19 protein-coding genes and 1 rRNA gene are annotated in these 12,894 nt (G+C 42.8%); 18 read left to right on the top strand and 2 right to left on the bottom strand.

Annotation, left to right across the window (positions count from 1 at the left end):
- The first annotated feature begins 7 nt into the window (after positions 1-7).
- From RQP52_RS34310 to RQP52_RS34245, 14 genes are all read left to right on the top strand, one after another.
- Positions 8-313 (top strand): KOW domain-containing RNA-binding protein, encoded by a 306-nt coding sequence (locus RQP52_RS34310; protein WP_315955987.1) that lies wholly within the window; start codon positions 8-10, stop codon positions 311-313.
- A gap of 2 nt (positions 314-315) precedes the next feature.
- Positions 316-534 carry a translation initiation factor IF-1 gene (gene infA / locus RQP52_RS34305; protein ID WP_009676800.1) on the top strand — a complete coding sequence of 73 codons (219 nt, stop codon included), beginning with the start codon at positions 316-318 and terminating at the stop codon, positions 532-534.
- A gap of 107 nt (positions 535-641) precedes the next feature.
- Entirely contained in the window at positions 642-755 is a 114-nt protein-coding gene (gene rpmJ, locus RQP52_RS34300) for a 50S ribosomal protein L36 (protein ID WP_029196444.1), read from the top strand.
- Between the two features lie 19 nt (positions 756-774).
- Positions 775-1,143 (top strand): 30S ribosomal protein S13, encoded by a 369-nt coding sequence (gene rpsM, locus RQP52_RS34295; RefSeq protein ID WP_315955986.1) that lies wholly within the window; start codon positions 775-777, stop codon positions 1,141-1,143.
- Positions 1,144-1,161: 18 nt separating this feature from the next.
- Entirely contained in the window at positions 1,162-1,557 is a 396-nt protein-coding gene (gene rpsK / locus RQP52_RS34290; protein WP_028557470.1) for a 30S ribosomal protein S11, read from the top strand.
- Positions 1,558-1,683: 126 nt separating this feature from the next.
- The gene (locus RQP52_RS34285; protein WP_029196443.1) at positions 1,684-2,628 is read left to right on the top strand and encodes a DNA-directed RNA polymerase subunit alpha; all 945 of its coding nucleotides are present in this window, start codon (positions 1,684-1,686) and stop codon (positions 2,626-2,628) included.
- Between the two features lie 24 nt (positions 2,629-2,652).
- Entirely contained in the window at positions 2,653-3,018 is a 366-nt protein-coding gene (rplQ, locus tag RQP52_RS34280; RefSeq protein ID WP_057304263.1) for a 50S ribosomal protein L17, read from the top strand.
- A gap of 108 nt (positions 3,019-3,126) precedes the next feature.
- A complete protein-coding gene (gene truA / locus RQP52_RS34275; RefSeq protein WP_315956009.1) occupies positions 3,127-3,888 on the top strand; it encodes a tRNA pseudouridine(38-40) synthase TruA in 762 nt (253 codons plus the stop codon).
- A 172-nt stretch (positions 3,889-4,060) separates the two neighbouring features.
- The gene (gene rplM / locus RQP52_RS34270; RefSeq protein ID WP_315955985.1) at positions 4,061-4,498 is read left to right on the top strand and encodes a 50S ribosomal protein L13; all 438 of its coding nucleotides are present in this window, start codon (positions 4,061-4,063) and stop codon (positions 4,496-4,498) included.
- A gap of 18 nt (positions 4,499-4,516) precedes the next feature.
- Positions 4,517-4,909, top strand: coding sequence for a 30S ribosomal protein S9 (rpsI, locus tag RQP52_RS34265; RefSeq protein WP_090826682.1), 393 nt, complete (start codon positions 4,517-4,519; stop codon positions 4,907-4,909).
- Between the two features lie 264 nt (positions 4,910-5,173).
- Positions 5,174-5,866, top strand: coding sequence for a phosphoadenylyl-sulfate reductase (locus RQP52_RS34260; RefSeq protein ID WP_315955984.1), 693 nt, complete (start codon positions 5,174-5,176; stop codon positions 5,864-5,866).
- Between the two features lie 30 nt (positions 5,867-5,896).
- Complete coding sequence (sat, locus tag RQP52_RS34255; RefSeq protein ID WP_315955983.1) at positions 5,897-7,069, top strand: sulfate adenylyltransferase; 1,173 nt, start codon at positions 5,897-5,899, stop codon at positions 7,067-7,069.
- Positions 7,070-7,140: 71 nt separating this feature from the next.
- Positions 7,141-7,902: an N-acetylmuramoyl-L-alanine amidase CwlD gene (gene cwlD, locus RQP52_RS34250; protein ID WP_315955982.1), complete on the top strand. Its 762-nt coding sequence runs from the start codon at positions 7,141-7,143 to the stop codon at positions 7,900-7,902.
- 57 nt (positions 7,903-7,959) lie between these two features.
- The gene (locus tag RQP52_RS34245; RefSeq protein WP_315955981.1) at positions 7,960-9,066 is read left to right on the top strand and encodes an Mrp/NBP35 family ATP-binding protein; all 1,107 of its coding nucleotides are present in this window, start codon (positions 7,960-7,962) and stop codon (positions 9,064-9,066) included.
- A 47-nt stretch (positions 9,067-9,113) separates the two neighbouring features.
- Here RQP52_RS34245 and gerD read toward each other — a convergent pair whose 3' ends face one another.
- Positions 9,114-9,887, bottom strand: a complete 774-nt coding sequence (gene gerD, locus RQP52_RS34240; RefSeq protein WP_315955980.1) for a spore germination lipoprotein GerD — start codon at positions 9,885-9,887, stop codon at positions 9,114-9,116.
- A 135-nt stretch (positions 9,888-10,022) separates the two neighbouring features.
- On the opposite strand from gerD, the gene RQP52_RS34235 reads away from it, so the two are divergent.
- Positions 10,023-10,619 (top strand): KinB-signaling pathway activation protein, encoded by a 597-nt coding sequence (locus RQP52_RS34235; protein ID WP_315955979.1) that lies wholly within the window; start codon positions 10,023-10,025, stop codon positions 10,617-10,619.
- 26 nt (positions 10,620-10,645) lie between these two features.
- Here the strand turns inward: RQP52_RS34235 and pdaB are convergent, their stop codons facing one another.
- A complete protein-coding gene (pdaB, locus tag RQP52_RS34230; protein WP_315955978.1) occupies positions 10,646-11,428 on the bottom strand; it encodes a polysaccharide deacetylase family sporulation protein PdaB in 783 nt (260 codons plus the stop codon).
- 111 nt (positions 11,429-11,539) lie between these two features.
- On the opposite strand from pdaB, the gene RQP52_RS34225 reads away from it, so the two are divergent.
- The 3 genes from RQP52_RS34225 to RQP52_RS34215 form a co-directional block, all read left to right on the top strand.
- Positions 11,540-12,151 (top strand): stage II sporulation protein M, encoded by a 612-nt coding sequence (locus RQP52_RS34225; protein ID WP_315955977.1) that lies wholly within the window; start codon positions 11,540-11,542, stop codon positions 12,149-12,151.
- 156 nt (positions 12,152-12,307) lie between these two features.
- Positions 12,308-12,538 (top strand): hypothetical protein, encoded by a 231-nt coding sequence (locus RQP52_RS34220; RefSeq protein WP_090826664.1) that lies wholly within the window; start codon positions 12,308-12,310, stop codon positions 12,536-12,538.
- Between the two features lie 295 nt (positions 12,539-12,833).
- Positions 12,834-12,894 (top strand): 16S ribosomal RNA (locus RQP52_RS34215); the annotation flags it as partial.

The raw sequence follows: 12,894 nt of genomic DNA, 5'->3' as shown, positions 1-12,894 counted from the left end.
ATGATGAATGGATAGGTTGATGCCGAAGGTGGGTCAAATCGTAAAGGTGCTTCGCGGTAGAGACCCCGGAGAATATGCGGTCGTGATTGCCATTGTCGATGATCGCTTTGTCTGGCTTGCAGACGGCGTACATCGGAAATTCGATCAGCCGAAGAAGAAGAACCTGAATCATCTTCAAATACAAGAAACGATTAGTAGTGAAGTGGAGTCAAGCATTAGGGAAACAGGTCGTGTTACTAATGGAAAGTTGCGCTTCGCAATTGCCAAATTCGTTGAACTCAAGCAAGTTGAAGCACAAGAGAAAGGAGAATGACTGTGGCCAAAGAAGATGTAATTGAAGTAGAAGGTACAGTGATTGAACCTCTTCCGAATGCAATGTTTAAGGTTGAATTGGAAAATGGTCATAAAATCCTAGCCCATGTATCTGGTAAAATCAGAATGCACTTTATCCGCATTTTACCTGGAGACAAGGTTACCGTAGAATTATCGCCTTATGATTTAACGAGAGGCCGTATAACCTACCGCTTTAAATAAATGTTCGGCTTACATGTAAGTTACTCTCTCAAGGCGTATGCTTACGAAGCAAGTTTTCTAACAGAAAACGCAACATGGTTGCTTACGATGATAAGGAGGGCTTAGAAATGAAAGTTAGACCATCGGTTAAACCGATTTGCGAGAAATGCAAAGTTATTCGCCGTAAAGGTAACATTATGGTAATTTGCGAAAATCCAAAGCACAAACAAAAACAAGGTTAAAAGGAGGTGCAATCTGTAGATGGCACGTTTAGCTGGAGTTGACTTACCTCGTGACAAACGAGTAGTAATCGCGTTGACTTACATTTTCGGAATCGGCACTACAACTGCTCAGAAAATCATCGCTAGAACAGGTATTGACGGCAGCACTCGCGTTCGCGACCTGACGGAAGATGAAGTGAGCAAAATCCGTGATGTAATTGACAAAACCCTTAAAGTAGAAGGCGACCTTCGCCGTGAGATTTCCCTAAACATCAAACGTCTAATCGAAATCGGATCCTACCGTGGTCTTCGTCACCGCCGTGGTCTTCCTGTTCGTGGTCAACGTACTAAAACTAATGCTCGTACACGTAAAGGTCCTCGTCGTACAGTAGCTAATAAGAAGAAATAATAAAGGGGGTTAGAGCTAATGGCAAAACCTAAAAAAGTAGTCCGTACAAAACGTCGTGACCGTAAAAATATTGAGTCCGGAGTTGCACACATCCGTTCAACATTTAACAATACGATCGTAACGATCACGGATCCTCATGGCAACGCAATTTCCTGGGCATCCTCAGGAAACCTTGGATTCAAAGGTTCCCGTAAAAGTACTCCTTTTGCGGCACAAATGGCAGCTGAAAAAGCAGCTAAAGCAGCTATGGAGCACGGCTTGAAAACTGTTGAAGTTATGGTTAAAGGTCCAGGCGCTGGCCGCGAAGCAGCAATCCGCTCTTTGCAAGCAGCAGGTCTTGAAGTAAACCTGATTAAAGACGTGACTCCGGTTCCTCACAATGGCTGCCGTCCTCCAAAACGTCGTCGCGTATAATTCAGGATTACTTTGTAGTATAATTATCTTAAAAACGTGAATAATGGTTTGAAGGATAGGCATACTATGAAATTTTGAAGCGAAGTATCCAGAGGGAAACGACGTATTGAATGGAGGGTACATTTCATGATCGAAATCGAAAAGCCAAAAATAGAAACCGTAGCATTAAGTGAAGACGGCGCTTATGGAAGATTTATCATAGAGCCTTTGGAGCGTGGCTATGGTACAACATTAGGTAACTCACTACGTCGTATTTTACTGTCCTCTTTACCCGGGGCTGCAGTAACCTCTGTCCAAATCGATGGCGTTTTGCATGAGTTTTCAACGATTCCTGGCGTGCTTGAGGATGTAACGGAAATTATCCTTAATCTTAAAGGACTTTCGTTGAAAATTCACTCCGATGAGGAGAAAGTGCTTGAAATTGATGCAGAAGGAGAAGGTAATATTACTGCGGCAGATATTCGCGGTGATAGCGATGTGGAGATTCTTAACCCGGATCTGCATATTGCAACCTTATCTCCGGATGCGCGTCTTCACATGAGGATTCATGCGGGCAGAGGACGCGGTTACGTCCAATCGGACAAAAATAAGCATGAAGAACAACCAATTGGTGTCATTCCAATTGATTCGATCTACACGCCTATTACCCGAGTAAATTACAGTATCGAGAATACTCGCGTCGGCCAAGTGACGAACTATGATAAGTTGACCCTCGAAGTGTGGACCGATGGAAGTATCAGACCAGAAGAAGCAGTAAGCTTGGGCGCCAAAATCTTAACTGAACATCTGAACTTGTTCGTCGGTTTGACGGACGAAGCCAAAGATGCTGAGATTATGGTGGAGAAAGAAGAAGATAAGAAAGAGAAAGTTCTGGAGATGACTATCGAAGAGCTGGATCTATCTGTTCGTTCTTACAACTGCCTCAAGCGTGCAGGGATTAACACCGTACAAGAGCTAATTACCAAAACAGAAGAAGACATGATGAAAGTTCGGAACTTAGGTCGCAAATCGCTTGAAGAAGTTCAAGAAAAGCTCGAAGAGCTTGGTTTGGGTCTTCGTACCGAGGAATAGTCTTGTCAGAAGGAGGTTAATTCAATGAACTACAGGAAGTTGAACCGCGATTCCAGTAATCGTAAAGCATTGTTCCGTGATCTGGTTACAGATTTGTTCATACATGAACGCATTCAAACTACAGAAGCAAAAGCAAAAGAAATTCGTTCCATCGCTGAGAAGTTAATCACTCTTGCGAAACGCGGAGATCTTCATGCACGCCGTCAGGTTGCTGCTTTTGTTCGTAGAGAGGCTGCAAACGAAAACCAAGATGCGATTCAAAAACTTTTCTCCGATTTGGCTACTCGTTACTCCGAGCGTCCAGGTGGATACACTCGTATCCTTAAACTGGGACCACGCCGCGGTGACGCAGCACCAATGGTATACCTAGAGCTAGTAGATCGCGCATAAGACGGATGGGAAAGGGTGGACGGAATCATAGATTCTGGTGAAGCCCTTTTTTTGCAGTCTTTTACCTGACCTATAAGGTAGGAAGGATGACTCATGGAGGAACAAGCCTTGAGAAATCTACGGTTTACCATAAGCTATGATGGCACAGCATACTCAGGCTTTCAGATTCAACCCAATGCGGATACCATCCAGCAGCGGTTAGAACAGGCTGTTTATCTGTTGACTGGTGAGCAAGTGAAAGTGGCCTCCTCGGGGCGCACTGACGCTGGTGTTCACGCCAAAGCGCAAGTTATTAATTTTACCACGAATTCCAAGATACCTGTGGAACGTTGGTGTTTAGCCCTAAACGCTAGACTACCCAAGGACATCGTCGCTCATACGGCGGAGGAGGTCCCCCCATCTTTTCACTCCCGCAAAGCCGCGAAACGCAAGACTTACTGTTACACGATTCGTTCGGTGCGCTTCCCTGATGTCTTTCACCGCAATTATGAATACCATCACCCTACGCATTTAAACGTGGAAGCCATGAGAGAGGCGCTCCCTTGTTTGCTAGGAGAGCATGATTTCACTTCGTTTTGCACGGTGAGAACGGATAAGGAAGTAAAGGTGAGAACCCTCTACGAGGCTCGTATGGTGCTTGAAACCGATGAGTTAACCGGCGGGGGTCAGGTTGAAAGGATTCGTATCATTGTGACGGGGAACGGCTTCCTTTATAACATGGTTAGGATCATTGTAGGCACGTTAATTCAGATTGGCGAAGGTAAGAGACCTAGCAGCGATATGCAGCGCATTCTTGAGGCCAGAAACCGGGCTGAAGCAGGGCCTACTGCCGAAGCGATGGGGTTAATGTTGTGGAAAGTAGAGTATTAAAAAACTTGAAACTTTTCTTGCTTCTTCACTAGGTTTCGTGTAAAATATAACTTGGCGTTTCGTGATCGGCTATCCCACAGCCCCTGATCCGCAGCTGCCACAACCATCCATCGTTTATGTAAGTTAACTATAATAAATATGTATTTGAGATATATTTTTAGGAGGATTCAGCATGCGCACGACATATATGGCGAAGCCAAATGAAGTAGAGCGTAAATGGTACATTGTTGACGCTGCAGGCCAAACACTTGGCCGTCTTGCAAGTGAAGTTGCTAGCATTATCCGCGGTAAGCACAAACCGGAGTTTACTCCACACGTAGATACTGGTGATTTCGTAGTTGTTATCAATGCTTCCCAAATTAAGCTTACTGGTAAAAAAATGCAAAACAAAATGTACTACCGTCACTCTTTATACCAAGGTGGTTTGAAAGTGACTTCCGCTCAGGACTTGCTTAACAGCAAACCTGACCGTATGATCGAATTTGCCGTACACGGTATGCTTCCTAAGAACCGTCTTGGCGACAGCATGAAAACAAAGCTTAAAGTATACGGTGGAGCAGAACACCCACATCTAGCACAACAACCAGAAGTTTGGAATCTTCGCGGTTAATATAAGGAGGAACGTTTCGTGGCACAAGTTCAATATTATGGAACGGGTCGTCGTAAACATTCGGTAGCGCGTGTGCGCCTAGTACCGGGTGAAGGACGCATCATTATCAACAAACGTGATCTAGATGAGTATTTCGGTCTAGAAACTTTGAAACTTATCGTTAAACAACCTTTGGCTTTGACAGAAACTGTCGGTAAATACGACGTTTTGGTTCTTGCTAATGGTGGTGGAATCAGCGGACAAGCTGGAGCAATCCGTCACGGTATCTCCCGCGCTTTGTTGAAAGCTGATCCTGAATACCGTGGATCCTTGAAAAAAGCTGGATTCCTAACACGTGATTCCCGTATGAAAGAGCGTAAAAAATATGGATTGAAAGCCGCTCGTCGCGCTCCTCAATTCTCCAAACGTTAAAATCTTGCGCTTCGGCGCTCGAAAGAAACCTTCCTGGCAGCTTGCTGGGGAGGTTTTTTCTGTCTTTACGCAGGTTTTTATCTTTTTCGCTGAAAAGTATTCTCAATTCATGTCGTTTTTTATCGTCATTTTCATCAAAGTATTTAAAACAGGTAAAGTTAATACCAAAATGATGAAAAGTCATTGACAGCAAGAAGAACTCAGCTATAATTAAATATAAATCATACAATATCACTCGGAATTAAAAATGGAGGTAATGTACCAATGAATCTTTTCGAAAAAGAAGCCTTTGTTAATAAAGCCGCTGAAGAATTTGAAAATCAGCCTGCTGAAGCTGTTTTGAGATTAGCTGTTGAAAAATTCCCCAGTTTAACGCTTGCATGTAGTTTTGGTGCGGAAGATGTTGTGCTTGTTGATATGCTGCAAAAGATTAATCCGAACGTAGATATTTTTTACTTGGATACGAACGTTCATTTTCCAGAAACATATGAGACTCGGGATCGTCTTGAGCAGCATTATGGAACGAAATTCGTTCAAGTACTGCCTAAGCTTACGCTTGAAGAACAAGCAGAGAAATTTGGCGATGAGCTTTGGAAAAGCGATGCAAACCAATGCTGCAACATTCGTAAGGTGGATCCGCTCACAGATATTCTAAAAAACTACGATGCATGGATTACCGGGATCCGCCGCGACCAAGCTCCGACTCGTGCGAATGCTAAAAAAGTAGAATATGATGTGAAATTTGGGCTGATTAAATTCAATCCGTTGGCTAACTGGACGTCAGAAGATGTATGGAATTACATTCGTGAGAATAATGTAATTTATAACCCGTTGCATGATCGTAACTATCCAAGCATCGGCTGCTCGCATTGCACGCGTCAAGTAGCAGAAGGAGAAGATCCACGCGCAGGCCGATGGGCGAATACGGAAAAAACGGAGTGCGGACTCCACAAATAAGAATAGCGGAATGATGGGGGGACTACGTCAATGACGAGGATCAAACCACATGGTGGCGAATTAATCAATCGCTTGGTACCGGCAGAGCATAGAGAAGAATTGCTCAAAATCGCGGCATCCTTGAAACAAATTCGTGTAAACTCATGGACCATTTCTGACCTTGATCTTATTGCAGTAGGTGCTTTTTCCCCTCTAATCGGTTTTCTTGATGAAGCAAATTACAATACGGTTGTAGAAACTATGCGCTTAACAGATGGGACGGTTTGGAGTATTCCAATTACGTTGTCCATTCCTCCGGACGTTGCTGCTTCCATTACCATTGGTGAGCAGGTTGCGCTTGTCGGCGAAGAAGATGGCGTACCCTATGCTATTTTAGACACGACTAGCATCTACAAAGTCGACCAAGTGAATGAAGCTGTTAAAGTTTTCAAAACGGATGATTCGGAACATCCAGGTGTTAATAAGCTGTTTTCTCGATCCTCTACTAATATCGGTGGACCGATCCAGATGCTGAACCGTCCTAAGCCGAAGAAGTTTGAAGAGTTCTACTATGATCCATCGGAGACACGTCGTATTTTTGCGGAAAAGGGTTGGAAGACCGTTGTTGGTTTCCAAACACGTAATCCAGTCCATCGTGCGCATGAATACATCCAGAAATCTGCGATGGAGATCGTGGATGCTTTATTTCTCAACCCGCTTGTTGGTGAAACAAAGTCCGACGATATTTCCGCTGATGTTCGGATGAAAAGCTATCTTGTTCTCCTCGAGAACTACTATCCAAAGAATCGCACGCATCTAGGCGTTTATCCGGCCGCTATGCGCTATGCAGGGCCCCGTGAGGCGATTCTTCACGCTATAGTTCGTAGAAACTATGGTTGCACTCATTTTATCGTAGGACGCGACCACGCGGGCGTAGGTGACTACTACGGTACGTATGAAGCTCAAGAGATTTTTAGCAGTTTTACAGCAGATGAATTGGGGATCACACCTCTATTTTTTGAGCACAGCTTCTTCTGCACGAAATGCGGTAACATGGCATCTAGTAAAACTTGTCCACATGATAAGTCACACCACATGCACCTCTCCGGTACTAAGGTACGCGGCCTTCTTAGAGATGGACAGTGCCCACCGCCGGAGTTTACACGTCAAGAGGTTGCTCAAGTTTTAATTGAAGGGCTTCGTGACCCTGATTATCACGTGTAAGCAAGGTATATTTGTCCACCCTGTCCCATATAGATGATACAGAGTCTATGGGGAACAGAGGTGGATTTTTTATGCGTAAAAGGAAGAAGCGGTTGGTCGTCTGGCTGACTTTTCACAGTAGCCTCAAGCTGGCACTTTCGACTTTATTGGTAGCGCTCGTGGTTTTTATCTATGCCTATGAGCTTCCGGCGACGAAAACATGGTCAGACTGGACATTACCGTTATCGGGTAAAACCATAGCGCTGGATGCGGGGCATGGTGGTCCGGACGGCGGGGCTTCGAGCAAAGAAGGTGTGATTGAGAAAGATATCAATCTTGCCATTACTTTGCAATTGCGTGATTATTTACAGCAAGCAGGGGCGCTCGTTGTGATGACCAGAGAAACCGATACAGATCTAGCGGACCCAGGTACCAAAGGGTACAGCAAAAGAAAAACCGAAGATCTCCACAATCGCGCGGATATGATAAATGAGAAAAATGCAGATATGTTCTTGAGCGTACATTTGAACAGTATTCCATCACCGAAATGGAAAGGCGCACAAACGTTCTACTACACGAATAATCCCAACAACTCCAACCTTGCTGCGCTAATTCAACTCGAATTAAAAAGAAATTTGGAAAATACGGATCGTATCGCCAAGCCTGCAGATAAAACGGTCTATTTGTTAAAAACATTAAAAATTCCAAGTGCACTCGTAGAAGTAGGGTTCCTTTCTAATCCGGATGAAGCAAGACTTCTTGCTGACGAGAAATATCAGAAAATGGTCGCGGCAGCCATTTATCAGGGTGTTCTTAGATTTTATGCCGGTGAGAAAGTGGGTTCTGAATCATAATGTGTTATAATAAAGGCCACTAATATAATTACGATCTCTTAATAAAGGTGAGTGGCTATGATAAATAAAGAGCAGCTATTAGAAGCTTTAAAACCTCTGCAAGAGCCTCGATATAACCAAAGTGTTGTCGAGCTGAATTTGGTTCGGGATATCCTAATAAAAGAAGAAAGTGTCTCGCTGAGTTTGATTGTTGCAACGGAAGATGAAGCTTATAAAGAAACAGCGAAGAACTTTATTCGTGAGGCTATAGAACAACTAGGAGCAGATCAGGTTCATATTCGATTTAGATTGATGACTGACTATGAACGTAATCAGATTGAAGAGCTGAATAAACCAACCTCAACTGCTTCAGATAAGCCTAAGGATAGCAAACCGGTACAACCTCCTATCGATCAGCCCATCTTAGGTGAAGCATCCAAGGTACAATTTATTGCTGTGGCCAGTGGTAAAGGGGGCGTCGGGAAATCGACGGTGACGGTTAATCTAGCTGTTGCTCTGGCACGCCAAGGGAAAAAAGTAGGCATCATCGATGCGGATATTTACGGCTTCAGCATTCCGGATATGATGGGCATTGAAGAACAGCCTAAGCTTGTCGATAATGTCATCATGCCGGTAGAGAAATTCGGTGTCAAAGTGATTTCCATGGGATTCTTTGTTCAAGATAATGCACCGGTTATCTGGCGCGGGCCGATGCTTGGTAAGATGCTGCGGAACTTTTTCAACGAAGTGAACTGGGGGGATGTTGAGTATATCCTTCTCGATCTTCCACCTGGTACAGGAGATGTTGCACTTGATGTGCATCAGCTAATTCCACAAAGCAAAGAAGTGATCGTTACTACGCCACATGCGACTGCGGCTTTTGTAGCGGCTAGAGCTGGTGCAATGGCAATTCAAACGAACCATGAAGTCTTAGGGATTGTTGAGAATATGTCCTACTATGAGTGCAAAGATTGCGGCAGCAAAGATTATGTCTTTGGAAAAGGTGGCGGAGCTAGACTGGCGGATGATCTGCACAGTGAACTATTAGCTCAAATTCCGCTAGGAGCTCCTGATAATCACATTTCAGAAATTGATTATTCACCGTCGGTGTATAAACAAGACTCCAAAACCGGTCAAATTTATCTGGATGTAGCCGCGAATATCATCGCCAAATTAGAAAAGTAATAGAAAAGGGCTGGCGGAAAACTTCTCCGTTAGCCCTTTTTCGTGTTCTATTGCGAATCGGATGAACCAGATTCCTTTTTCTTCTTTTCTGTATCTTGAGAGTCGCTTTTCTCATCTTTTTGCTGCTGGTCTCCACTACCTTTATCTTTACTATCCCCGCCACTTTCGTCTTTTTTCTGAGCGGCTTTTGCCGTAGGCATTTGATCTGGCTTGCTCTGCTGAGCAATAGCGGATTTAAGCAAATCCACCATATGTGCGCGGAAAAGAGGGCTTTGAATCGATTCTTCCATCACAGTCATCATTTGCTGGCGATAAGCCGCAGTTTTCATGACATCGAGCATCATTTTCTCGTAGTCAGGATTTTTCATCACATCAACAAGTGATTTCTGATATTCAGGATCTTTTAACAGTTCTTTAAACATTTGCTTCGTCTCTTTTTGAATGGCTTTTGCGAAATCTCCTGCAAATTTTGGATCCTTCATCATATCTGTGAGAAACATATTATTCTCTTTTGCCGTTAAAACATCTTTGACAGCCATTTGTAGCTGCAAGGATTCGTTGGCTGAGAGTAATTTGATCTGAGACTGACCAGCTACGCCTGTCGCACCAACATCACCATTCATGATGCTGCGATTGGCTGCGCTAATTGCTTTTTTACCGTCTTCTGACTTCAGAATATCAAGAATCATAGTCTTTTGTTCTTTATACGTACCCGCTTGTGATTGACCCTGAGATGATTTATCAGAACCGCACGAAGAAAGAAGTAATGCAATAGTAATGAGCGGCAGGACCATCATTGGGCTTAACCTTCTTATTCTCATGAGAAAAAGCTCCCTTCCCTAGCTTAGTAATGTTAGTATGCGTGGTTAGGGATAGATTATAAGGGCAAATCATTGGCTTTTTATCTCAATCGTTGGTACAATTAACAATTAGAGTCTATGATGGAGGGAATGCACGTGACGCTTCGCAAATGGTTTCATTTATTTTGGACAACACTATTACTAGGAATGATTGTCTCTATAGGAATCGGGTTAATTCTACAATTTTCCGATAAAGAATTTTCTGTGATGGGTTTGTCGGCTGTAGGCTTCAATGTATTTAATATGCTGCTTGGGGGAGCGACGATTAGCGTCCTAAGTCAAATGGGTTTTTTCGCTTATCTGATCGTCAGATTTATTGCCGCGGGGATTATTAAGTCCAAGACGGTGTGGGATCTGTTACAACTAACGATTGTCATCGTCGTACTGATTGATCTTGTGTATCTCAGAATGACCAATTTTGAAGGAAATGACTCCGTATTAAGTTACTCCATATTGCCCTTGATCATACTGATTATTTCATTGGGAGTTGCTTACTGGAAAGTCAAAATGACGAATAAAAACGCTTTTATCCCGACTTTATTCTTTATGTGCGCCGTATCCGTGCTTGAAGCTGTTCCCGCACTTAAATTAGACAATGCTGCCTCAAGTTTGTTTATGTTAGCTCCACTATTGGTTTGTAATGCATGGCAAATCCTGATTTTACATAAAATATTAGATAACAAAAAGAGCTAATTCAATTAGCTCTTTTTTTGTGGAAATCAATTAAGTTGTTTCATCGTTCTGTCTTCGACAGGTGTTGTTTGTACTTCAGTTTGCTTGATGAGTTCACTGACAGTGACGAATTCATATCCTTTGGATCTCAATTGATCAATAATAACGGGTAAGGCCTCATGAGTTTGTTGGGAAGAATCACTGGCATGCAGTAAAACAATATCTCCTGGATGAGCCTTCGTGATAACACGGTTTATAATCGTATCTACGCCTTTGTTGAGCCAGTCTTGCGAATCTGTATCCCATTGAATAACGGAATAACCAAGATCGTTAGCGATTCGGAGCACACGTTTGTCGAAATCCCCATTGGGTAATCGGATGAGATTGGGCTCTTTTCCGATTAATTCCGTCAATATACCATGTGCTGTCGTTATTTGTTTGCGTATTTCTTCATCGCTAAGTGTACTGTAATTATCGTGCTTGTTGCCATGACTACCGATTTCAAAGCCGTCTTTCTTAATTTGTTCGACAATTTCGGGGTGCGTTTTACTCCAAGGCGAGGAGAGGAAGAAAGTTGCGTCCTTTACCCCTTTATCCTTAAGAATATTCAGAATTGGCTCAGCTCGTTTCTCCCCCCAGGAAATATCGAAGGTTAATGCAATAACCTTTTTCTCTGTCTGGACACTATAAATCGCCGAAGGCTCAGCATTAGAAAAGACAGACACATTGCTTTGCTCCGAATAGACAATAGCTGCTGCAAATACGATGGCAAGAGCAATAAATACATATTGTTTGAATTTCTTGGCATTTAGTACAAAAAAATAGTTCATTTACAGCCTGTACCTCCTTATGCCTTACAAACGGTAAGGCTTGTATACTCTTTGATAAATAATGTATGCTCGTACACAGTACTTATGCTTCCGAAATTGGAGGAAAGAGAAATGACATTTAAACCCTTATTGCAGCATTTTAAAGAAATGAAGCACTATTTCATCGTCGTTGTTTTAGTGTTTGCCGTCAGTTTTTACTTAGGCTGGGCAAACTCGGATCAATTTTCACACTTTTTAAAAGATCAGCTAGAAGGAATTAAGGCGATAAGTCAATCGCTCAGTAATAAAGACAACCCGCAAATGTGGTTTTTCTTTATTATCTTCTTGAATAATGCCATCAAATCTGTAGCCATTATTTTTCTTGGGCTTCCTTTGGGTGTGCTGCCGCTCTTCATGTTGGTGGCAAACGGCATGATATTAGGGTATGTACTTTCGCTACAAACGCATGAGAGTACCTTAGCTATTGTGCTCAAAGGGATTCTTCCGCATGGTATCATCGAAATACCAGTTATACTACTTGCTTGTGCTTATGGACTTAAAATAGGCATGTTGGTCTGGAAAAGCGCAGCGCAAATATTTATTCCTGCTGCCAATAGAACGGCAGTTCCAGAACTTAAGAAAGTACTAAGCTTAACCAAACCTCTTAGCGTTGCAATTGTCGTTCTTTTGTTGCTCGCGGCAATCATTGAAAGTACACTCACCTACTGGTTGGTTCATCTGTAAAATATTTTCAGGAAGCTTGTCATAAAAATGGCAAAATCTGAGCATAACAGTAAAGCAGTAGGGTGGCGGGCAAATGAGGGTTTCAGTTGGCCGCTTATTTCGACTCTATTGTTAGTGCCATTAATCTCTACAGTCGAGAGGGGTTTGGATGGATGTATGCTCGGATTTTTGTTCAATGATCGGGAATGCAGAGAGTTAGATTACGTATTACGTAAAGAATTAGATGAAATGTTATTTGATTTGAACGACAAACGAATCGATCAAGAAATTAAAGGGGCCATAGAATCCAGATATAAAGTTATCTTCAGGATGTATGCTCGTTTAGCGACTCCCAAAGAAATTTCGAAATATGCAAGAAACCGCAACTATCAGGCTCAAAAAAAATAGGGGGTATGTTCTTGACTTACCCTCTCCTTATGTGTTACTTTATATCTCGCCCCTTGAAAAATAAGGACAAGCAAGCTGGCTTTAAATGACTTGAAAAGTTATTTCAAAAAAAGACTTGCAATGTTCCGGGCGAATGTGGTATATTTAAAAAGTCGCCGCTAAACAGTGGTGGTGATAAACGAAAGAAATTGATCTTTGAAAACTGAACAACGAGTGAGTAAGCACAGTCGAGCAATCGACTATAAATGAGATGAATAATCTCGCTAGCAAGTCAATGAGTACAATCAGCTTTTCTATTATGGAGAGTTTGATCCTGGCTCAGGACGAACGCTGGCGGCGTGCCTAATACATGCAAG

It is taken from the genome of Paenibacillus violae (assembly GCF_032461945.1).
GTDB classification, from domain to species: Bacteria; Bacillota; Bacilli; order Paenibacillales; family NBRC-103111; genus Paenibacillus_E; species Paenibacillus_E violae.
Note: the sequence above shows the minus strand (reverse complement) of the source record. Positions and strands in the feature narration are given on the sequence as shown.